Source organism: Exiguobacterium sp. SL-10 (genome assembly GCF_004337025.1).
Taxonomy (GTDB): Bacteria; Bacillota; Bacilli; order Exiguobacteriales; family Exiguobacteriaceae; genus Exiguobacterium.
Genome location: NZ_SJUP01000001.1, coordinates 48,643 through 67,685, shown reverse-complemented (window position 1 = coordinate 67,685; position 19,043 = coordinate 48,643). Strand labels below are relative to the sequence as shown.

The window sequence follows — 19,043 nt, the reverse complement described above, 5'->3', positions numbered from 1 at the left end:
CAGTCTGTTTCCATGATAAAACCTTCCCACTTTTTAGAGGCTCGTCAAAAAATCCCGAACTATTAAATATGAAGGGAGTCGACAAAAATCCACGAAAAAAAATTGAATCAAGCAATGTATGTATCCGTTTTCAAATGGAGTTTTTTCTGAATTCTCCGCTACATCCAGACCGAACCTTAACCGTTGTTATTCCATGCGAAGCGACTAAACTCCTTCTTCCCGATTGCGCCTAAGAAAAAACAGCCGACCAGTTCCCCGGTCGGCTGTACGCATTATTGTGCTGTCGCGATAAACTCTTTGAGTGCTTCTTTTGGTTGGAAGCCCATTGTTTTCGAGACAGGTTGTCCGTCTTTGAACATCATGAGTGTCGGGATACTTTGGATTTGGAAAGCGCCCGCTACTTCTGGGTTCTCGTCAACGTCGAGTTTCACGATTTGGACTTGGTCGCCCATCTCTTGATCGAGTTCTTCAAGAACCGGTGCGATCATGCGGCACGGTCCACACCATGCTGCCCAAAAATCAACGAGGACGACGCCCTCTTTTACTTCTTGTTCAAATGTTTGAGTCGTTGCGTGTTTAATAGCCATTTGGTAAATACCTCCCCAATAAGATGTGAGAGCCGATTAGGAACTCTCATGCATTTCATGTTCAGAGTATACCACGGAGGGTACGTTTCCCCAAACGTTCTGCATATCAGCTATTGACGAGGTGTTTGCGGAACTCTTCTGTCAAGAGTGGGACGACGTCGAACAAGTCACCGACGATGCCGTAATCGGCCACGGTAAAGATGTTCGCTTCCGGGTCTTTATTGATGGCGACGATGACCTTGGCGTTGCTCATCCCAGCCAAGTGTTGAATCGCGCCTGAGATGCCGCACGCGATATACAGGTCCGGCGTGACGACTTTCCCGGTCTGACCGATTTGAAGGGCATAGTCGCAATAGTCGGCGTCACATGCTCCACGTGAAGCACCGACGGCTCCGCCGAGCAGTTCGGCGAGCTCTTCGAGCGGCTTGAAGCCGTCCTCGCTCTTGACACCGCGCCCACCGGCGACGATGACTTTCGCTTCCGTCAAATCGACTTTCCCTGTCGCCTTGCGGACGACTTCTTTAACGATCATGGCGAGGTCTTTCAGTTCCACGCTCGGTGTCTCAACCGATACGCTCGCCCCTGCCGTACGTGGCAGCGCGTCGATGTTGTTCGGACGGATCGTGAAGAACATGACCGAGTCTTTGAATTTCACTTTTTCGAACGCCTTCCCTGAATAGATCGGGCGGACGAACTCGGCGTCTTTGCCTGACCCTTCGATCGAGACGACGTCACTGATGAGTCCTGCGTCAAGTCGTGCCGCGAGTTTCGGGGCGATGTCTTTCCCGAGCGCCGTATGACCGAGCACGATCATGTCCGGCGACTCTTGGTCGATGACTTGGCGGAGCACTTGCCCGTAGCCGTCCGGCGTGTAGTGCTTGAGACGCTCGTCCTCGATGACGAGGACGCGTCCCGCGCCGTACTCCCCGAGTTCATTGGCGAGTGCTTTGACGTCATCCCCGATGACGACCGCCGTCACGTCGTCCGTCAATTGCTTCGCCGCGGCGATCGCTTCAAATGATACGTTCCGTAACGCGCCTTCGCGCGCTTCTGCGAGTACTAAAGCTTTCATCTATGTGTCCCCCTTAAATGACTTTGGCTTCCGTGCGAAGTAATTGAACGAGCTCGTTCACTTGTGACGACGTATCCCCTTCAAGGATGCGTCCTGCTTTCTTCTCTTCCGGCAAGAACCGTTCAATCGTCTCGATCTTCGCTTCGATCTCGTCTTCATCGAGGTCGATGTCCGACAGTTCGAGTTCTTCAAGCGGCTTCTTCTTCGCCTTCATGATGCCTGGGAGGCTCGGATAACGCGGTTCGTTCAATCCTTGCTGCGCCGTCACGAGAAGCGGGAGCGGCACTTCGATCACTTCGGTGTCCCCTTCGACGTCACGTGTGACCGTCGCCGTCGTGCCATCGATGTCGAGCTTCGTGATCGTCGTCACGTAGTTCATGTCTAACAGTTCGGCGACGCGTGGTGCGACTTGACCGCTGCCGCCATCGATGGCGACGTTCCCCGCGAAGACGAGGTCAGGTGCTTGTTCTTTCAAGTACGTGGCGAGTACTTTTGAAATCGTCACGTGGTCGGCGTCCTCGACGTCATCCTCGATTGAGATCCGGACCGCTTTGTCCGCACCCATCGCGAGCGCCGTACGGAGTTCTTTGTCCGCGTCTTCCGGTCCGACCGTCACGACCGTGACTTCTCCCCCGAGATCGTCACGCTTGCGAATGGCCTCCTCGACCGCATACTCGTCGTACGGGTTGATGATGAACTCAGCGCCGTCTTCTTGAATTTCCCCATTCTCGAGCTGAATCGCTTCTTCTGTATCGAACGTACGCTTCAGCAATACAAAAATATTCATCGTAGTTCCCCCTTATAAGTTGTTCGCACCATCATTCATGAATCAGCGTTCATTTTTTGAGCTAGCGAGAGGGCTTACGGTTAAGCAAGCCCTTTTTTTAACATATGGTGTACTTTCGGTAGCGTCGACATCAAATCATATTTAAAGCCGCTCGCCATCCAACTCGTGACCACTTCATCGATCGTGCCGAAAATCATTTGCCGAGCCAGGCGATAGTCGAGCTCGCGATCGAATTCGCCGGTATCGACCCCGTGTTGCACGACCGCGTCAATCAAGTTCAAATACGGTTTCAACACTTCGCTGATTTTTTGACGGAGTGCCAAGTTCGACTGCCGGAGCTCGATTTGTGTCACGACGGCGAGGTCGTAATCGGCCGACAGTTGTTTGAGATGCGACTCGATCAACTGATACAGTTTGTCGCCGGCCGTCGTCTCCTGCTCGATTTGTTGCTTCGAGTAGTCGATGAACAAGCCCATCTTCGTCTGGAACAATTCAATCAACAGATGCTCCTTGTTTTTGAAGTACAAATAAATCGTTCCGTCGGCGACGCCCGCCTCTTTGGCGATGGCCGTCACCTTTGCACCGTGATAGCCATGATTCGCAATCACTTTCACTGCCGCATCGATAATGCGGTCACTTTTTGATCCATTCTTTGTCATAAACACCCAAGCTCCTTACCGCTGCATAAAAATGAATGATGGTTCATTCATTTATTATTCTATCATGTGACACGGTTGTGTCAACTGCTTTGTTTCACTTGTTTCGCCTTCTCTTCGTCGACGAGGACGCGACGTAAAATCTTACCGACGAACGTCTTCGGCAACTCGTCACGGAACTCGTACAACTTCGGCACTTTATACGCCGCGAGCTTCTCACGACAATGCTTGTCGAGCTCCTCTTCCGTCACGCTGACGCCATCACGCATGACGATGAACGCCTTGACCGTCTCGCCGCGATACGGGTCCGGGACGCCGATACAGACCGCTTCCTTGACGGCCGGATGTTCGTATAACACTTCTTCGATTTCGCGCGGATAGACGTTGAAGCCCCCGGCGATGATCATGTCTTTCTTCCGGTCGACAATATAGAAGAAACCATCCTCGCCCATATAGCCGAGGTCACCGGTCGCAAGCCATCCATCTTTCAAGACGGCGGCCGTCTCTTCCGGCTTCTGCCAATACCCTTTCATCACTTGCGGGCCGTAGAGCATGACTTCCCCGATTTCACCGACATCGGCTGGTGTCTCCCCGTCTGCCTTTACAATTTTAGCAGAAGTGTCCGACAACGGCACCCCGATCGAGCCGACAATCCGTTTATCCCATAGGAAGTTCGCATGCGTGACCGGTGACGTCTCTGATAACCCGTACCCTTCGACGATACGACCGCCCGTGATGCTTTCGAACTGTTCCTGCACTTCGACTGGTAGTGGCGCCGATCCGGAAATACACGCCTCAATCGATGATAGGTCATATTTTTTCAATTTTGGGTCGTTGAGGATACCGACATACATCGTCGGTGCACCTGGGAAGAAGTGTGGCTTCTTCTTGTGGATCGTCTTCAGGACGTCAGTGACGTCGAAACGCGGGACGAGGACGAGCTCATATCCGTTCGCCATCCCAAAGTTCAGACAGCACGTCATGCCGTAGACGTGGAAGAACGGGACGACACTCAAGACACGCTTTAAGTCACCTCGATTATATCTATAGAAGAAGTTCGAAATTTGATCGACGTTCGCCGTCAAGTTGAAGTGGGTCAGCATGACGCCTTTCGGTAGCCCTGTCGTCCCGCCGGTATATTGCAAGACAGCGACATCCTCTTTCGGCTCGATTGAGACCGGTGTGATTGGTCCGAAGTTTTTATAGTCTTTGAACGCGACCGAACCCGTCGTGTCGATGACGATGTTGTTCTCACGTTTCACTTTGATCGGGTACAGCTTGTTCTTTGGGAATGGCAGATAGTCGGCGATACTTGTCGTGATAATCGTCTTGATGTCCGTCTTCTGTTTCACACGGAGCGACTTCGGATAGAGCAGATCGAGGGTGATGAGGATGTTCGCACCTGAGTCGGTGATCAAGTTCTCGAGCTCATGCTCGGTATAGAGCGGGTTCGTCTGGACGACCGTCCCACCGGCGTACAGGACGGCGTAGAACGAAATGACGTATTGTGGACAGTTCGGGAGCATCAGGCTGACGCGGTCTCCTTTTTGCAGCCCTTTCGATTGGAGCATCGTCGCGAGCCGTTTTGCCGCATCGTCGACCTCGGCGAACGTCAACTCTTTGCCGATGAAGGAGACGGCGGTCCGGTCCGGATAGTCTGTAGCGGCCCGGGAGAGCGCCTCATAGAGCGGCTTCACCTCATAATCAATCGTTTCTGGCATGTCAGCTGGATAATCTTGCAACCACGGTTTGTTCATCGATTCTCCTCCTTGAAATGAATAGTCATTCAGTTACCTCTATTATAATGCCAAGAAAACGCTTTCATCTACCCTTTACCCAATAATTTTCAGAAAATATCGAAAAAACGTGTGCGGATGAAAGTTTCCGCACACGTTCAGATTCTCTTGAAATAGGCTTCAGTCTGCTCTTTGTTGCTAATTTTCTCGTCCAAGTGCTCATTTAAATCTTTTTCCCACTTGATCGTCGAGAAATCGATGTCGAGCCACGCCTCCATCTCTGGGCGCGAGAACGAATACGTCCGGTTCGGGAAAGCGAAGCGGACGATCTCCGTGTTTTGCACGAGCGTGAAGTACGTCGCCGCGTTCCGAATCGCGAGCCGCTCCTGCTCGATTCGCTCGAGTTCAGGATCATCGTATCGAACGGTCAAGCCGTATGGACGTTTTTTCGTCTGGAGCTCGATCGACTTGTAACAGTCATGCATCGGCAACGTCTGGGCAATGCCGGCAACAGCGCTGTTGTCACCGACATAAGACCCTTTGTATTGGAACGCTCTCGGTTGTTGGGTATCCCCGCATCCTGCGAGAACGATGAGCATGACAATGAGCAAACTGAGTCGTTTCATGAGAATTCTCCTTTTACACTTTTAGTCTCAAGTTGAAGCGATAGAGCAGACGTTTCGCGAGCAAATGCGCGAGGAAGCCACCGATTGCAAATCCAACAAAATAGAGGATGCTATTCGTCGGGTAGGAGAGATTAGCCAGAACGATCCCACCGAGCATGGCGAAACAGATGACCATGATGACATGGACGAGCCAAAGCCAGTTCGTGAACATGAAGAAGCGGCCGTTGTTTTCTTGTGGGACCCGGTTGAACGTCCATAAGCCGATCCCGAACGAGAGGACGATGAATCCGAGGGAGCTAATAATCGCTACCGTCATAAAGTTTTCCCACACTGTATCGTCCGTGAACATGTTGAACGTATCGACATTTAACAAGTTCGCGAGCGGAGAAATCAATCGTAAAAACACACTTTCCATGGCACGTTCGAATAAATCGTAGACTCCTGCTGTATTTTGAGTGATCGAATAAATTGATCCTTGAATCAACAGTAAGATGCCGACAGGGAATAACAGGGCGACGACCGACCAGAGCACTTGCGAGACGGCCTCCCCACCGAATGAACCCATCCATAACGCCAGCGAGAAGACGGCAATGCCAGTCAACAACATAAAGCCGGCTAGCCCTGCGACTTGCAACGCATGTCCTTCCATCAAAAACGAATAGCGAGATGTCTGGATGACCCAAAGCATGAGCGGGCTGCCGAGGAGCGACGAGACGACAATCCCGCTCACTCCGATCAACCACTTCGATATGTATAGCTGATTGCGGTTGAACGGGAGGGACATCGCAAAGTCAGACATTTGGCTATTGCGTTCACTTCCAATCAAGACGGACGCCATCAAGAAACCGAAGATGATATAGAGGAAAATGACGCCACCATACGGGATGAGTGTCTGTAAGTCACCAATAAAATAGCTATACTCAGGGCTGAATAACTCTTCAAGCGACGGATTCGTCACGTTGTCGCCATACCATTCGGCATAATCCGCCGGATTTTCTTGGATTTCCCGAACTTGTTCGTCGAACGATTGAATCTGTGTCCATACCGGAAGCGTATGGGCGACGATTCCGAGGAAGACGAGCAACATCCATAACAACGACACTTGTTTCCAATCTTTCTTTAGCAGCACCTTAAAAGACACTTGCCTCACCTCCTAATTGGACCCGGAAGATGTCTTCGAGCGACATCGGGATTTCTTCGACGAGCATCGGGTCGTGCGCGTCGACGAACGTATCGAGTTCTTTCGTCCGTTCTTTTGCCATAAACAAGGCGACCCGACCTGTGACGTTGATAATGTCGATATCTTTTCGTTCGAGCAGTTCGACCGGAACTTGGTCGTTGAAGACGACTTGCAGTTTGACGCTCGTCTCGCGCGCCTCTTCGAGAGACATGATCGCTTTGACGCGACCCTTCTCAATCATGATGATGCGGTCGGCGATCCGCTCGAGCTCGTGCAACTGGTGGCTCGAGACGATAATCGAGCAGTTGCGTGCCTCGACTTGGGCGATCATCAGTTTCAAGATGTCGGATTTGGCGACGACGTCAAGTCCGTCGGTCGGCTCATCAAGCAAATAGTATTTCGCTTGGACGGCGAAGGCGAGCGACAATGTCACCATCGCTTTCTGTCCTTTCGAGAGCTGGCGAATCTTCTTGTTATCGATGTTGTAACGCGTGAGCGACTCTCTGAACGTTGACCGGTTGAACGTCGGATAAATCGATTCGTAGAGCGCGGCCGCCTCGTTGACTGTATAATGTTTGAGCGCGTCGGCCGAATCCGGGACAAAAATGACGTCGCGTTTCAACTCTGCTTTTTCAAAGATGCTCGATGGACCGTAGCGGACGTCGCCCGTGTCCGGTCGGATGATGCCGACCATCGTCCGGAGCAGCGTCGTCTTACCAGCGCCGTTCCGTCCGACGAGGGCGATGATTTCCCCGGCGCCGACGGTGAAATCGATATCATCTAGGACTTGCTGTCGATCGATTTTCTTACTCAGTTGCTGGACTGTCAGCATGGTTCTCCCCTACTTTCTTATATTCTATCTCAAATAGCGTCAGCGCTTCGGTGAGCGCGATGTTCGCATAATGGCAATCGATGGCGAGCTTCTTGATCGCCTCTAGGATCGGTGCGCGCGGCGAGTCCTGGTCGATCCAGTCCTCGGAGACGAACGTCCCCCGACCGCGGTGCATCTCGAGCAAGCCGAGTCGTTCGAGCTCCTGATACGCCTTACTGACCGTATTCGGATTGATGACGAGGTCTGTCGCGAGTTCGCGCACGGACATCACCTTATCGCCTGGCCGTAAAATCCCACGGATGACGAGCGCCTTCGTCTGATTGACGATTTGTTCATACAAAGGTTCCGCGCTTTTCATATCAATCTTATATAACATGGGTCACACCCTCTCTTGTGTACGTAGTATAAGTGTATTATATGTATTAGTACACGTAAAGACAATAGTTCTTAAAGGGCACTTTCAGTTTACAGGGAATTGGGAATAAATTGAATACGACTTTGGACCGAGGTGGACGACTCCCATTTCGGGTAAATTGGGATAGAGGTGATTGAACATGAAGAGACGATGGCTATTAGCAGGTTTAGGTACGATGACAGTAATCGGGGTCGTCTGGTCGACAGGCGCCAAACAAGAAGAAGAGACACGGTATGAAACATACGTCGAAGATACATATGGAGAAAACGTAGATGTCACACTAAGGCGTGATTGGAAGATGGGCGGGTATGCGGCCGAGTTTACGTTGACGAGCCCAGAGCTCGCTGGTGACTATTGGGCCGAGACGTATGGAAGCGACGAGTCGATCCATGATGACGTGCTCGAACACGTCTGGCAACAAGAGGCTGAAGACACGGTCAAGGAGCGGCTCAAACAGCTCGACTTGTTAACCGAGGCGGAGACGGTCCGCGCAAGTATCGCCTCAGGGGTCGATGAAGAGTATGAGACGACGCTTACCCCTACCCCGACGTCCGTCTTCGACGTCGAGTCGAAAGAGTTTTTGGACGTGTCCATCATGTTCCATGAGAAGTGGTCCAACACGGACGCCCAGAAAGAGCGGATGCTCGGCGTGATACGCGCTTTGGAAGATGACGTCTACTCGATTCACTTCTCATTCGACGGCACACCGAACGAAGACGACGATTTCACCGAGCGGTATATGAACGTCTCTCACGACTCGTTCCCCGGCGAACCGGCGATGCATGAGCTGCAGACGATTGACGACTTGAATCGCCACGATCGACTGTACGGATTCGATGAGGCGACGTTCATCTATGACTATCACTTTGATGGCACGAAATATGAAGAGTAAATTCCATTCGCCAAAGCGGATGGTTTTTTTGTGAGCATTCTCCTTTACAACGCGTCGTGAATGTTTTACATTTGACGAGTCAACAATTGACTTATCAAATGAGAGGGGTGAAACATCACAGATGGAATTACGAGATATCAGCCGACTGCTGTACCAAATTAAACTGGCGGACCAACGCGTGGCAACCTCGTTCGAGAAAGAGACGGGCTTCAGCCTGACCAGATACGAGATGCTCATGATCGTGCATGACAAAGGCGTCTGTCCGCAAAGTGAGATTCAGCAGACGATGAAAATCGATCATGCGGCCATCACCCGCCATTTGAAGATCCTTGAAGAAAAAGGCTACGTCCGACGGGAGCGGAACACGGCGAACCATCGCGAAGTGTTCGTCCACTTGACCGACGAAGCCAAGCACGACTTGACGAGCTGTGAACAAGACCATGACCGCAGCAAGCACTTGATCACGAAGGTGCTGTCCGAGTCAGAAATCAATCAGCTGTCGAGTCTGCTACAAAAGTTGAACCAACTATAACAAGAGAGAAAGAGGTAATAACCATGGCAACTACATTCGAAAACAACACATTCACTGACGTGATGCTCGGTCGTAAATCGATCCGTGTCTACGACGAGAATGTCAAAATCTCACAACTTGAAATGCTTCAAATGATTGAGGAAGCGACAACGGCTCCTTCTTCAGTGAACATGCAACCGTGGCGCTTCGTCGTCGTCGAGAGCCCTGAGGCGAAAGAAACGCTCAAGCCGCTCATCCGCTTCAACGTCCGTCAAAACGACACGTCGGCCGCGATGGTCCTCATCTTCGGCGATATGGAATGCTACGAGCTCGGTGAAGACATCTACGACCAAGCCGTCGCAGAAGGCAAGATGCCGCAAGAAGTACGCGATCAACAGCTCGCGGCCATTCTCCCGTACTACAAAAACTTGTCAAAACAAGAGATGAACGACATCGTCAAAATCGACTCGAGTCTTGCTGCGATGCAATTCATGCTCGTCGCCCGTGCCCACGGTTATGACACGAACCCAATCGGCGGTTTCGAGAAAGATCAACTCGCGGAAGCGTTCGGCTTAGACAAAGACCGTTACGTGCCGGTCATGATTCTCTCGGTCGGTAAAGCTGCAGAAGAAGGCTACCAATCGGTACGTCTCGACGCTGAAAAAATCACATCATTCAAATAATCGGAGGACACCTACATGATCTTAATCAATGCTATTTTCGAAGTAAAAGAAACGGAATTTGACAACTTTTTGGCAGACATCAACAAGCTCATCGACTCATCAAAACAAGAAGCCGGTTGCTTGAGCTATGAGCTCTTCCAATCAACGACGGCGGAGAACCGCTTCGTTATGATCGAGAATTGGGCCGACCAAGCGGCCGTCGAGCAACACAACCAAAACCCGGATCTCATCGCGTTCGCTCAAAGCGTAGGCAACTACGTGACGGCGAAGCCGGTCATCCATGTGACGGAAGTCGCAACGGCCAACTAATATGTCCGGGCTCACCCTCGTCCTCGGAACGCTCGTCGCACTCGAGTTCTTCTACATCATGTATTTAGAGACGTTCGCCACTCGTTCAAAAACGACGGCCCGTGTCTTCAATATGACGGAACAAGAGCTCGCGCGCGACTCCGTGTCGGTGCTGTTCAAGAACCAAGGCGTCTATAACGGGTTGATCGGCGTCGGCTTACTGTACGGCCTGTTCGTCAGCCAGTCGACGGAGATCGTCACGATGCTCCTCGTCTATATCGTGCTTGTCGCCTTGTACGGCAGTGTGACGAGCAACAAGAAAATCATCCTCACTCAAGGCGGCTTGGCGATTTTGACGCTGTTGTCCATGTTGGTGTGAAACCAAAAAGTTCTCCCTCCAAACAATTGGAGGGAGAACTTTTTTTAGTGGTGTGGTTCCGTCACAGCTTCGACTGGTGCAGCTCCGTCATATAAAGCGTCCCATTCGGCTTCCGTCAATTCCCCGACGATAAACTGCTTGGCCGGAAAGATGGTCGAGCCGTTCGCCTGCGCATGGATCCGAGCAATATAGAGCCCGTCCGCTTCGACACGTGTCGTCAGTTCATACGTACCGTCAGAGATTCGTGTCGCTTCCTGCATACCATAGGAAATCGTCCCGTCTGCCTTTTGTAACTCCAAATGCACGAAGTCAGGTTCGACATCGCCTTGAACCGACAAACCGATTTCGAACGTGATCGCCTCTCCTGCTTCAATGACTTCCGGAACATCGAACGTCGCTTGGAGCGGTGTCTCTTGTTTATAGAGTTCGACCGCCTCTTCCTTGACCGAACAGGCGGATAACACCGTGACGGCAACGAGGCTGATGCCTAGTATGATTCGTTTCATCGTCATTCCCCCTCACCCTGCGTTCAAAAAGCGTGTCAATTTCGTCGAACGACGAACAATCAACCAATCGAGCAGAGCGACGACAAGCAGCGACAGCCCGACGAGTGGAAAGATGATTCCGAAGCCGACGAGCAAGACGATCAATACGTTTCGTCTCGTCCGACTCGGAGCCGATGGTGCCCCACTTTTCGCGACAGGTTTACGCGAGTACCAGAGATACACCCCGCTCACGACGACGAGGATGACACCGAGACAAATCGCGAGACTGATCAATTGGTTCGGAAGCCCGAACTGTGTCCCTTTGTGGAGCGTGATTCCGAGCGCGACGGCTTTCCCGACGATACCGTAATGGTCGTAACGATAGTCGGCAAGGACGGCACCGGAATATTGGTCGACATGCATCGTCGCCTCGTCCTGGGCCCGGTCCGGATAAGCGGATAACGTATAGACGCCATCTGGTGTACTCGGTAAGCTGATCGTATAACTCGGGTCCATCCCGACCGTTTTGGCGATCGTGTCGACTTGATCGAGCGACAGCGGTACGTACCCGGCGACTTCCGAGTTCGGCACCGGCAATGTCTCGGCCGCCCACGGGACGTCGGCGACATCCTCAGTCTTCACGGTTGAAGTCGGAGCCTCTCCACCCCAAATCGACGGTGGATAGCCGACGCCTGCATTCGTCGCAATCGCTTGGAAGTTCGCTCCCCAAAAACCGGACCATGGCAGACCAGTCAAGACGAGAAACAACAGTCCTGCCGTCACCCAAAAACCAGGGACGACATGCAGGTCACGGCGCAAAATCCGTTTCCCCTTCCGGAGTCGCGGATACACCGTCCCAGACACCCGTAGCCCGTTTCGTGGCCAAAATAGATATAATCCGGTCGCCATCAGAACAATCGTCCAGCAGGCGACGAGTTCGACGATGCGGTCACCGAGCGGACCAATCATCAATTCACCATGAATCCGTTCGATTTGGCTCATGAATCGGTCAGCATTCAATTGACTCCCGATGACCTCTCCGTTGTAGGGATCGACAAACACCGTCGTCGCTCCCTCTTCTGTCATGACACGGAATTCGGTCGAGCGATCCGCACTCTCTCCGGGCCGATAGCGTGTGATGGGCGTGTCCGGATATTCGGCTTGGACCCGATTGTACAACTCGGTCGCACTCAATCGCTCCCCGGTCGGTTCGACTTGATAATAATCAGCATAGATGACTTGCTCAATCTGTGGCTTGAATAAATAGATGGCTCCTGTCACCGCGAGCATCAATAGAAACGGTGCGATGATGAGTCCTGCGTAGAGGTGCCAGCGCCAGACGGCACGGTACCAATCGCGACTCGATGAAGATGATGTCATGAACGTTCCCCCGGTTATGTATTGTGTCCATTATGTGAACAGACTAATTGTACTCACTCACACTTTTTTGTGACCGCTTTCTTTGTGTCTGTTCATTGTCAATCCGGCGAAATAAACGTGAAGTTCGATTCATCAAAATCACACAACCGGACGTGATTGACTGTAAGATGAACCTAATGAAGCAGCATGAGCTCTTTGTTTCGCACTTTAAAAATGATGAGGTGATATTCGATGACATACACATGCCCTTGCTGCGGGTACAAGACGCTTAACGAAGAACCACCCGGCACGTATGACATTTGCGGCATCTGTTTTTGGGAAGATGACGGCGTTCAGTTCAACGACCCGGATTATGAGGGTGGTGCCAATACGGTGTCGCTCCGGCAAGCGCAACAAAACTACGCCCGCTTCGGAGTGAGTGAGCTCCTCTTTAGCGATTCTGTCCGTCAACCAACTGACCACGATGTTAAAGACCCGAAGTGGCGACCGTTCGCAGAAAAATAAGCATACAAAAACCGCTTCTACGCATTTGTAGAAGCGGCTGTTTGTTATACGCCGAGAATCGCGAACGATACGCCGACGACACCGATGAGCGCCATCGCGTAAACCGGTACGCGTGGCATTTCACCGTTGTTATCGAGCGCCTTCCCGAACATGTAGAACACGATCGGGTGAACGAGGAACGGCATCGAGAAGATGAGTGGGATGAGAAGCGACGCTTCTGTCCCGAACATGCCACCTTGGACGGCTGCGAAGAGACCAAAGTGCGAGATGGCTGATGATTGAGCCATCGTCGTGTAATCGAACGCGATCGTGCTGAAGCTGAGGATGACGAGTCCACCAAAGACCGCCATCATCTGCCAACCGAACGAGAACTGCATGAGCGCCTTCACTTCTTTGAAGTCTTCTCCGTTGGCACCGCGCAAGTTTTTGAGCGAGAGCGCCGTCAACGTGAGACCGACCAAGACGATGATTGCTGTCGGCCAAATCCAGAGCGCCCCGTTATCGGCACTGACCGCGAGAATCGAGAACACGAAGATGTGACCGAAGAACGGGATGTTGATCATGATTGGGGCACGTTTCGCTGCCACTTGACCGAAGTCACCAGCTGTACATGCGCCTGTGAGACCACTGTGCGAGAGCGAGCCGGCCATACCTGGTGCGAGGTTGCGGATGTGTCCTGTGCGGGCGAACCACATAAGGAGCGCAATCCCACCGAACATCCAGAACAATTGACCGAAGAAACCGTACACGAGAATCGAGTTCATGCCTTCGATGGCGAACGCATCACCGATTCGTGAACCACCGACCATGAAGTTGGCGGCCAAGACGACCGGGATCCCGGCGAACAGAAGTGCACGAACGGTCGGTCCATACGTCCAGTTGTGGAAGATGGCACCGAGTGCTGACGAAAGCAACATGGCGAAGAAAATCTGCGGCAATGCGATGACCGGTTGAACCGCCATAGCGATTGCGTACGAAACAAACAAGATAACGAGCATTAAGACTGTCTCGATGACGCCTTTACGCATGTAGATCTTCTTATCGTCGATTTGCGCCTTGTGGTCGATCAAGAGGAACGATGCCGCGAGACCGATCAACGCGAGGATCGGGTAGTAGAGCATGATGCCCTCTGCCGCGCCCGGTTGAATCATCATGCGGAAGAACCCTTCGAGACCGACGAGCAAGAAGAACGAACGGACGATGAAGATGAACTGTGTCCGTCCTGTTCCGAGGAACATTTCTTCTTTCGATGGCACGACGATGTCTTTCACGTCGAGCTCTTGCTTGCTTAAAATCTTACGAAGTTCTTGTCCACCGACGAAGAACGATACGACGAGGGCGATGATTGTCGTCCGTGACATGAAGTCGACGAGCGGGAACTCAGGGAGACCCGGTGTCGCGATGCCCATCTCGACCATGGCGAAGCCAAGTCCGAGACCGAAGATGACGATGACGAGGATTGGCGAGAACCGTGAACCGGCCACGACCATCCGTGATAAAATGACCATCGGGATGACGAAGGCCATGAGCAACCAGAATTGGTTGAGTAATTGTACTTGTGATAATTGCTGAACGATTTCCATGGATAAACCCCTTATACATTTTTTTCACACTGTTTCGAAGTTTACAGGATTGAACATTCTGTGACAAGGGGGTGTGACGTATTGTAAACTTTGAAAGCGGAACCAACTGAAATGGTTCCGCTTTCGGTTACTTATTCGGTTGGCGAAGGCCCCAAACACCTTTATTTCCCGTGGAATAGAACAAATCTTCTTTACCCGTGAAGCTGGCCGAATCGCTCGAATGGGCCCGAATCTGTTTATTGACGTGAGCCTTCCAATCTTTATAGCGATCGAGTTCGAGTTGATAGTACGACCGTTCGATATATGCGTTGATTTCTTTCAATGACGCCGTGCCGCCATGATGCTGGAGGGCGAATTGGATTTTGCGAAGTAACATTCTTTTCAATGTAATCTCCCCTTTTATGTATGTATCACTACATGGTTTATTTATCCATACCCCTTCTAAAAAAGTTACAGGTTTTTAAGTTATTTTCCTTTATAATAACAATATAGTCTCAACATATTATTTTCTAGAAAGGATTTTACTATGAACCACAAGATTTATGAGAATGAGCAAGACATTCTAAAAGAAGTTTCTGCCAATCATCAACTATCTTCTAACTTACTTCAAAACGTTCTCACCACTTCGAAGGCTAATTATTACGGTGAAGCAATATCCCCTACTAAACGCCAAAAAGAGCTGGAAGAAGAACTTAAATATTTAATCAAAAAAGGGGACTCTTTAACCCACTCGGCTTCATCAAGCAGAAGATCCGGATTGAAGTTAGTTCGCATTCAATTAAATAATTACAAAACATACTTAAATTCACAAACAATTAATTTCGATACACACTCGGACGATAAAAACATAATTCTCATCGGTGGCTTGAACGGTGCCGGGAAAACAACGATTTTGAAGGCCGTTCGCTACTTATTATATGGTAAGCGGGGCATGACTGATGCTGAGTTTCAACAACAGTTCACGAACACCATAAATAATTCATTCTTTGAACAAGGTGGACGTGAAGCTAGTGCCTCTCTTGTGTTCGAGCCTGGTGATGGCCACCACTACGAAATAAAAGTCGTGTGGCAATACAATAGTAAGAAACAGGTTGTCTCGGAAAGTAAGACGTTCAGCAAACGTACCATTGGCGCAGCTCGTCCTAAACGGAATGAACAAATCGGGTCTCACAATGTTGACGACTTCAACCGCACCATCGACAAATTGATTCCATTTGAAGCGTCGCAATTTTTGATTTTTGATGGTGAAGAAATTCGACGGATTATTTCGTCTCGTAATTCAGCAGACTTTAAAGCAACAATTCGGCGGATGAACGGGATGTCATACTTTAATGAACTTAAAGGCGATTTGGACAAAATCTATTCACGAAAAGTCAATGAACTGGCTACTGCTCAAAAGAGCACTGAGCTATTAAAATTCAATAAAAAAATCTCTGAATTAAAAGATCAATTAAGTGAACTGACGGAAAAAAGAACCAAAGCCGAAGGGCGCGTTTCCACATATAATAAACAACTTGATCAATTCAAAAAGCTTCGCAATGAGAAGCTGATGCAAAACAACGAATCACGAGAAAAATTCATCTCAACTATGAGTTCATTAACAGCACAGCATTCTCAAATCATGGAGCAAATCTCCAAACTGTTTGGCGAGCAAGGAATTCCGTCTTTTGCCCTTACAAAGATTGACGCTTTAAAGAAACGCTTAAATTTGGAACAACAATATGCAACTGATCAGCAGCGAGTTGAACAAATTTTGACGCCTTATCATCAATTTATGTCGAAGCTTCTTTCTGAGCCAATCAATCCGCCTTTGACCGAAGAGCAATTACACCAGGTAGACGAAATCGGAAAAGCAATTTGGTTGTCAAAAGAGAACTATAAGGCTTCAACTTCAACAGAGAATCAACAAACTTGGCACGACCTGTCTCCGAATGATCGCAGATTTATCATGGGTGTTAATGCTTCTTCTGTTAAACAACAAATTTTTGACTTGATTAAGAGGGCGAACAACATTAAACATTCAATCGAGTCGTTACAACAAAAAATCGATTTGGCTCCTTCGGCAATTAGTGTCGATGAAGAAGATAAAAAAATTCAAGAAATTACTGAAGTGCTCGGAAGAACGAAGAGCATTCATATGAATATCAAGAAAAAAGAACAAGAGTGCATCCAAGAGATTCGTTCATTAGAAGCGAAGTTAAAAGGAACTAAATCTACAGCTTCAAATGCTGTTGAGTTGGCAGATGATGTTCAGATCTACGGTAAAATCAAAGAAGCCATCGATGAGTACGCAGAAAAAGTTTTAGGCTGGAAAATCGATGTGATTAGTAGCGAATTCGATAAAATGCTGAATACGCTCATGCGAAAACAAGATGAGTTTGGTCGTGCCTTCGTCGATCGCCATAAAATGATCATTCGAATCGAGAATGAACGCGGTGCTGAAATTTCAGTTGAGGAACGTTCAGCCGGCGAAATGCAAATCATCTCATCTGCATTTATATGGGGAATGATTAAAGCAGCCGATTTGGACTTGCCAATGATTATTGACACCCCGCTCGGTCGTTTGGACAGTTATCACCGTAAAAACTTAGTAGAACATTTTTACAAGCATCTCAGTAAACAAGTTGTGATCCTGTCGACAGATACGGAAATCACACCGGAGTATGTGGAACTGATGAAAGAATACACGTCTAAGCAAATCATGTTGGACTATAACCAAAAAGAGAAGTACACATTGATTCGTGAAGGTTACTTCGAACTAGTGAAAGGATAAAATCATGGACTCAAAAGGAATTAAGCTATCACAAGTAAGTAAAGACAGAATCGATACCATCATCAACCACTTGGAGCACTATATACCGAAGGAGCCGAGACCGTTTGTCGTTAAGCTCAGTCTGATGCATGGAATCGAAAACTACTCTGTCACATCCGAGCTCCCTTCTGAACTAAGTTCTGGGGCATGGGATATGGGGTCAATCATCAATGGTAACGACTACCTGCTTGCCAAACATCTCATTATCAATGAGTTGCAAGAAGAAGTAGAAGATGAAAAAATCATCCGTGACCATATGAAACGATTCATCGAATTAGGCGTAGCACATATTGCTTCCCTTCTCGAATCCGATGATGACATTTTTGAAGAAGAGTTTTTAATCAAACTACTATCTGCATGATCTCAGCGAATTATCGCTGAGATTTTTATTGCGAAAATTTCTAATTTAATTGAGCTGTTCGCTATTTTTGAAAAGAAGCATATGATAAACTTTACCTAATAAAACATTGTACTTTCTTTAAATTACGTACGTAATTTATTTTAAAGGAGATTGGATATGGATCCTAATTTCAGTTATAACTTCCCTGCTTTGCGAGGCCATCAAGCCGAAAAAGAATACTTTGTGGTAATGTGCCCTCTTAAATTGATTCCAAAAATCTTTCTATTTGATGAGGAAGAAGTTCCTCCACAATACCGCTCACAGCGTATATTGAATAAATCTCGTGTTCCTGAAATTACAAATTATATTGTCGACCAATCAAAAGATTACGTCTTTTCTTCTTTGACTGCATCGATTGATGGTGAGATTCAATTTACTCCATTTTCAGACGAACCGAATTTTAAGGATTTAGGAAAACTCGCCATCGCGTTAGATTCACGCTTTTTAATCAATGATGGTCAACATCGACGAGCCGCCATTGAAGAAGCTTTGAAAATTATGCCTGAGTTAGGTAATGAAACAATTTCGGTCGTCTTTTTCCATGATGAAGGATTAGAACGTTCTCAACAAATCTTCTCGGATTTGAACCGTCATGCCGTGAACACTACGTCTTCGATTGGGATTTTATACGATCACCGGGACCAATTGTCACTTTTGACAAAGGAACTTGTCGAAGAGATACCGCTTTTAAAGCGCTATACAGAAATGGAAAAGACTTCGCTGTCTAAAAACTCGCCAAAACTATTGGCATTGAATCATATTTACAATGCGAATAAGCGCTTAATCAACAAGAAAAAAGGTGCGCTTTTAACTGAAGAAGACGCATTGAACATTAAAACGTTTTGGATGACTCTATGCAATAGTATTCATGAATGGGAGCAGGTATTCAATAAAGAAATCTCTCCCCGTGATCTCCGTATGATTTCAATTGCCGGTCAAGGTCTATTCATCGAGGCGGCTGCAGAAGTAGCTCGTGCATTGATTGAGCAAAAGCCTGACACTTGGACTATTTATCTTTCGAAATTCAAAGACATTGACTGGAGTCGGTCGAATGAGAAAGACTGGAAAGGCCGTGCCTTTAACGAAAACGGACGAATTTTAAAAAACAACTATACGATTCGTTTAACTGCCATTCGCATTAAATCTTTACTTGGCATCGAACTTACTAAAGAAGAAAAAGACTTTGACCAACAAAAATCTAGCATGAACATTATATAACTGTTTTGGCACGAGAG

At 48.9% G+C, this 19,043-nt stretch carries 22 protein-coding genes; 9 read left to right on the top strand and 13 right to left on the bottom strand.

Annotated elements, in window-relative coordinates; all coding sequences use genetic code 11:
* Window positions 1-272 precede the first annotated feature (272 nt).
* The 9 genes from trxA to EVJ33_RS00300 all read right to left on the bottom strand — a co-directional run bounded on the left by trxA (window position 273) and on the right by EVJ33_RS00300 (window position 7,852).
* On the bottom strand, window positions 273-587 hold the full coding sequence (gene trxA, locus EVJ33_RS00340; RefSeq protein WP_021066822.1) for a thioredoxin: 315 nt from the start codon (window positions 585-587) through the stop codon (window positions 273-275).
* A 106-nt stretch (window positions 588-693) separates the two neighbouring features.
* A complete protein-coding gene (locus tag EVJ33_RS00335; RefSeq protein ID WP_034776767.1) occupies window positions 694-1,659 on the bottom strand; it encodes an electron transfer flavoprotein subunit alpha/FixB family protein in 966 nt (321 codons plus the stop codon).
* Between the two features lie 13 nt (window positions 1,660-1,672).
* Window positions 1,673-2,446: an electron transfer flavoprotein subunit beta/FixA family protein gene (locus EVJ33_RS00330; RefSeq protein ID WP_131433430.1), complete on the bottom strand. Its 774-nt coding sequence runs from the start codon at window positions 2,444-2,446 to the stop codon at window positions 1,673-1,675.
* 80 nt (window positions 2,447-2,526) lie between these two features.
* A complete protein-coding gene (locus EVJ33_RS00325; RefSeq protein WP_131433428.1) occupies window positions 2,527-3,105 on the bottom strand; it encodes a fatty acid metabolism transcriptional regulator FadR in 579 nt (192 codons plus the stop codon).
* An 80-nt stretch (window positions 3,106-3,185) separates the two neighbouring features.
* Window positions 3,186-4,859, bottom strand: a complete 1,674-nt coding sequence (locus EVJ33_RS00320; protein ID WP_131433426.1) for an AMP-binding protein — start codon at window positions 4,857-4,859, stop codon at window positions 3,186-3,188.
* A 137-nt stretch (window positions 4,860-4,996) separates the two neighbouring features.
* Window positions 4,997-5,464 (bottom strand): DUF4825 domain-containing protein, encoded by a 468-nt coding sequence (locus EVJ33_RS00315; RefSeq protein WP_131433424.1) that lies wholly within the window; start codon window positions 5,462-5,464, stop codon window positions 4,997-4,999.
* A 13-nt stretch (window positions 5,465-5,477) separates the two neighbouring features.
* Entirely contained in the window at window positions 5,478-6,605 is a 1,128-nt protein-coding gene (locus tag EVJ33_RS00310; protein ID WP_131433422.1) for an ABC transporter permease subunit, read from the bottom strand.
* Window positions 6,595-7,476: an ABC transporter ATP-binding protein gene (locus EVJ33_RS00305; RefSeq protein WP_131433420.1), complete on the bottom strand. Its 882-nt coding sequence runs from the start codon at window positions 7,474-7,476 to the stop codon at window positions 6,595-6,597. Before EVJ33_RS00305 ends, EVJ33_RS00310 begins: the two co-directional genes overlap by 11 nt.
* Window positions 7,451-7,852 (bottom strand): GntR family transcriptional regulator, encoded by a 402-nt coding sequence (locus EVJ33_RS00300; protein ID WP_131433418.1) that lies wholly within the window; start codon window positions 7,850-7,852, stop codon window positions 7,451-7,453. The genes EVJ33_RS00305 and EVJ33_RS00300 overlap by 26 nt, the downstream gene beginning before the upstream one ends.
* A gap of 178 nt (window positions 7,853-8,030) precedes the next feature.
* Here EVJ33_RS00300 and EVJ33_RS00295 point away from each other — a divergent pair, with 178 nt between their 5' ends.
* From EVJ33_RS00295 to EVJ33_RS00275, 5 genes are all read left to right on the top strand, one after another.
* Complete coding sequence (locus tag EVJ33_RS00295) at window positions 8,031-8,783, top strand: hypothetical protein (protein WP_131433416.1); 753 nt, start codon at window positions 8,031-8,033, stop codon at window positions 8,781-8,783.
* 121 nt (window positions 8,784-8,904) lie between these two features.
* Window positions 8,905-9,315: a MarR family winged helix-turn-helix transcriptional regulator gene (locus EVJ33_RS00290; RefSeq protein ID WP_131433414.1), complete on the top strand. Its 411-nt coding sequence runs from the start codon at window positions 8,905-8,907 to the stop codon at window positions 9,313-9,315.
* Between the two features lie 23 nt (window positions 9,316-9,338).
* On the top strand, window positions 9,339-9,977 hold the full coding sequence (locus EVJ33_RS00285) for a nitroreductase family protein (RefSeq protein WP_131433412.1): 639 nt from the start codon (window positions 9,339-9,341) through the stop codon (window positions 9,975-9,977).
* A 15-nt stretch (window positions 9,978-9,992) separates the two neighbouring features.
* On the top strand, window positions 9,993-10,286 hold the full coding sequence (locus EVJ33_RS00280; protein WP_131433411.1) for a putative quinol monooxygenase: 294 nt from the start codon (window positions 9,993-9,995) through the stop codon (window positions 10,284-10,286).
* Window position 10,287: 1 nt separating this feature from the next.
* Window positions 10,288-10,644, top strand: a complete 357-nt coding sequence (locus tag EVJ33_RS00275) for a DUF1304 domain-containing protein (RefSeq protein WP_131433410.1) — start codon at window positions 10,288-10,290, stop codon at window positions 10,642-10,644.
* Between the two features lie 44 nt (window positions 10,645-10,688).
* Here EVJ33_RS00275 and EVJ33_RS00270 read toward each other — a convergent pair whose 3' ends face one another.
* Both EVJ33_RS00270 and EVJ33_RS00265 read right to left on the bottom strand, forming a co-directional pair.
* Complete coding sequence (locus EVJ33_RS00270; protein ID WP_131433409.1) at window positions 10,689-11,150, bottom strand: hypothetical protein; 462 nt, start codon at window positions 11,148-11,150, stop codon at window positions 10,689-10,691.
* A 12-nt stretch (window positions 11,151-11,162) separates the two neighbouring features.
* Window positions 11,163-12,509 carry a PepSY-associated TM helix domain-containing protein gene (locus tag EVJ33_RS00265; protein ID WP_131433406.1) on the bottom strand — a complete coding sequence of 449 codons (1,347 nt, stop codon included), beginning with the start codon at window positions 12,507-12,509 and terminating at the stop codon, window positions 11,163-11,165.
* A 231-nt stretch (window positions 12,510-12,740) separates the two neighbouring features.
* On the opposite strand from EVJ33_RS00265, the gene EVJ33_RS00260 reads away from it, so the two are divergent.
* Window positions 12,741-13,013 carry a CPCC family cysteine-rich protein gene (locus EVJ33_RS00260; RefSeq protein WP_131433404.1) on the top strand — a complete coding sequence of 91 codons (273 nt, stop codon included), beginning with the start codon at window positions 12,741-12,743 and terminating at the stop codon, window positions 13,011-13,013.
* A gap of 44 nt (window positions 13,014-13,057) precedes the next feature.
* Here EVJ33_RS00260 and EVJ33_RS00255 read toward each other — a convergent pair whose 3' ends face one another.
* Complete coding sequence (locus EVJ33_RS00255) at window positions 13,058-14,596, bottom strand: hypothetical protein (RefSeq protein WP_131433402.1); 1,539 nt, start codon at window positions 14,594-14,596, stop codon at window positions 13,058-13,060.
* Window positions 14,597-14,723: 127 nt separating this feature from the next.
* A complete protein-coding gene (locus EVJ33_RS00250) occupies window positions 14,724-14,972 on the bottom strand; it encodes a hypothetical protein (RefSeq protein ID WP_236634512.1) in 249 nt (82 codons plus the stop codon).
* 150 nt (window positions 14,973-15,122) lie between these two features.
* Between EVJ33_RS00250 and dndD the strand changes: the two genes are divergently transcribed.
* The 3 genes from dndD (at window position 15,123) to dndB (ending at window position 19,026) form a co-directional block, all read left to right on the top strand.
* Window positions 15,123-17,369 carry a DNA sulfur modification protein DndD gene (gene dndD / locus EVJ33_RS00245; protein ID WP_131433399.1) on the top strand — a complete coding sequence of 749 codons (2,247 nt, stop codon included), beginning with the start codon at window positions 15,123-15,125 and terminating at the stop codon, window positions 17,367-17,369.
* Window positions 17,370-17,373: 4 nt separating this feature from the next.
* Window positions 17,374-17,769, top strand: coding sequence for a hypothetical protein (locus EVJ33_RS00240; RefSeq protein WP_131433397.1), 396 nt, complete (start codon window positions 17,374-17,376; stop codon window positions 17,767-17,769).
* 156 nt (window positions 17,770-17,925) lie between these two features.
* Window positions 17,926-19,026 (top strand): DNA sulfur modification protein DndB, encoded by a 1,101-nt coding sequence (dndB, locus tag EVJ33_RS00235; protein ID WP_131433395.1) that lies wholly within the window; start codon window positions 17,926-17,928, stop codon window positions 19,024-19,026.
* Window positions 19,027-19,043 lie beyond the last annotated feature (17 nt).

Excerpts from the sequence above, each read along its gene's own strand:
- EVJ33_RS00240 (WP_131433397.1), top strand. The coding sequence starts at position 17,374 with ATGGACTCAAAAGGAATTAAGCTATCACAAGTAAGTAAAGACAGAATC.
- EVJ33_RS00255 (WP_131433402.1), bottom strand. The coding sequence starts at position 14,596 with ATGGAAATCGTTCAGCAATTATCACAAGTACAATTACTCAACCAATTC.
- EVJ33_RS00285 (WP_131433412.1), top strand. The coding sequence starts at position 9,339 with ATGGCAACTACATTCGAAAACAACACATTCACTGACGTGATGCTCGGT.
- EVJ33_RS00320 (WP_131433426.1), bottom strand. The coding sequence starts at position 4,859 with ATGAACAAACCGTGGTTGCAAGATTATCCAGCTGACATGCCAGAAACG.
- EVJ33_RS00280 (WP_131433411.1), top strand. The coding sequence starts at position 9,993 with ATGATCTTAATCAATGCTATTTTCGAAGTAAAAGAAACGGAATTTGAC.
- EVJ33_RS00250 (WP_236634512.1), bottom strand. The coding sequence starts at position 14,972 with ATGTTACTTCGCAAAATCCAATTCGCCCTCCAGCATCATGGCGGCACG.
- EVJ33_RS00335 (WP_034776767.1), bottom strand. The coding sequence starts at position 1,659 with ATGAAAGCTTTAGTACTCGCAGAAGCGCGCGAAGGCGCGTTACGGAAC.
- dndB (WP_131433395.1), top strand. The coding sequence starts at position 17,926 with ATGGATCCTAATTTCAGTTATAACTTCCCTGCTTTGCGAGGCCATCAA.
- EVJ33_RS00275 (WP_131433410.1), top strand. The coding sequence starts at position 10,288 with ATGTCCGGGCTCACCCTCGTCCTCGGAACGCTCGTCGCACTCGAGTTC.
- EVJ33_RS00305 (WP_131433420.1), bottom strand. The coding sequence starts at position 7,476 with ATGCTGACAGTCCAGCAACTGAGTAAGAAAATCGATCGACAGCAAGTC.
- EVJ33_RS00260 (WP_131433404.1), top strand. The coding sequence starts at position 12,741 with ATGACATACACATGCCCTTGCTGCGGGTACAAGACGCTTAACGAAGAA.
- EVJ33_RS00270 (WP_131433409.1), bottom strand. The coding sequence starts at position 11,150 with ATGAAACGAATCATACTAGGCATCAGCCTCGTTGCCGTCACGGTGTTA.
- EVJ33_RS00300 (WP_131433418.1), bottom strand. The coding sequence starts at position 7,852 with ATGTTATATAAGATTGATATGAAAAGCGCGGAACCTTTGTATGAACAA.
- dndD (WP_131433399.1), top strand. The coding sequence starts at position 15,123 with ATGAACCACAAGATTTATGAGAATGAGCAAGACATTCTAAAAGAAGTT.
- EVJ33_RS00265 (WP_131433406.1), bottom strand. The coding sequence starts at position 12,509 with ATGACATCATCTTCATCGAGTCGCGATTGGTACCGTGCCGTCTGGCGC.
- EVJ33_RS00295 (WP_131433416.1), top strand. The coding sequence starts at position 8,031 with ATGAAGAGACGATGGCTATTAGCAGGTTTAGGTACGATGACAGTAATC.
- EVJ33_RS00325 (WP_131433428.1), bottom strand. The coding sequence starts at position 3,105 with ATGACAAAGAATGGATCAAAAAGTGACCGCATTATCGATGCGGCAGTG.
- EVJ33_RS00330 (WP_131433430.1), bottom strand. The coding sequence starts at position 2,446 with ATGAATATTTTTGTATTGCTGAAGCGTACGTTCGATACAGAAGAAGCG.
- EVJ33_RS00290 (WP_131433414.1), top strand. The coding sequence starts at position 8,905 with ATGGAATTACGAGATATCAGCCGACTGCTGTACCAAATTAAACTGGCG.
- EVJ33_RS00315 (WP_131433424.1), bottom strand. The coding sequence starts at position 5,464 with ATGAAACGACTCAGTTTGCTCATTGTCATGCTCATCGTTCTCGCAGGA.
- trxA (WP_021066822.1), bottom strand. The coding sequence starts at position 587 with ATGGCTATTAAACACGCAACGACTCAAACATTTGAACAAGAAGTAAAA.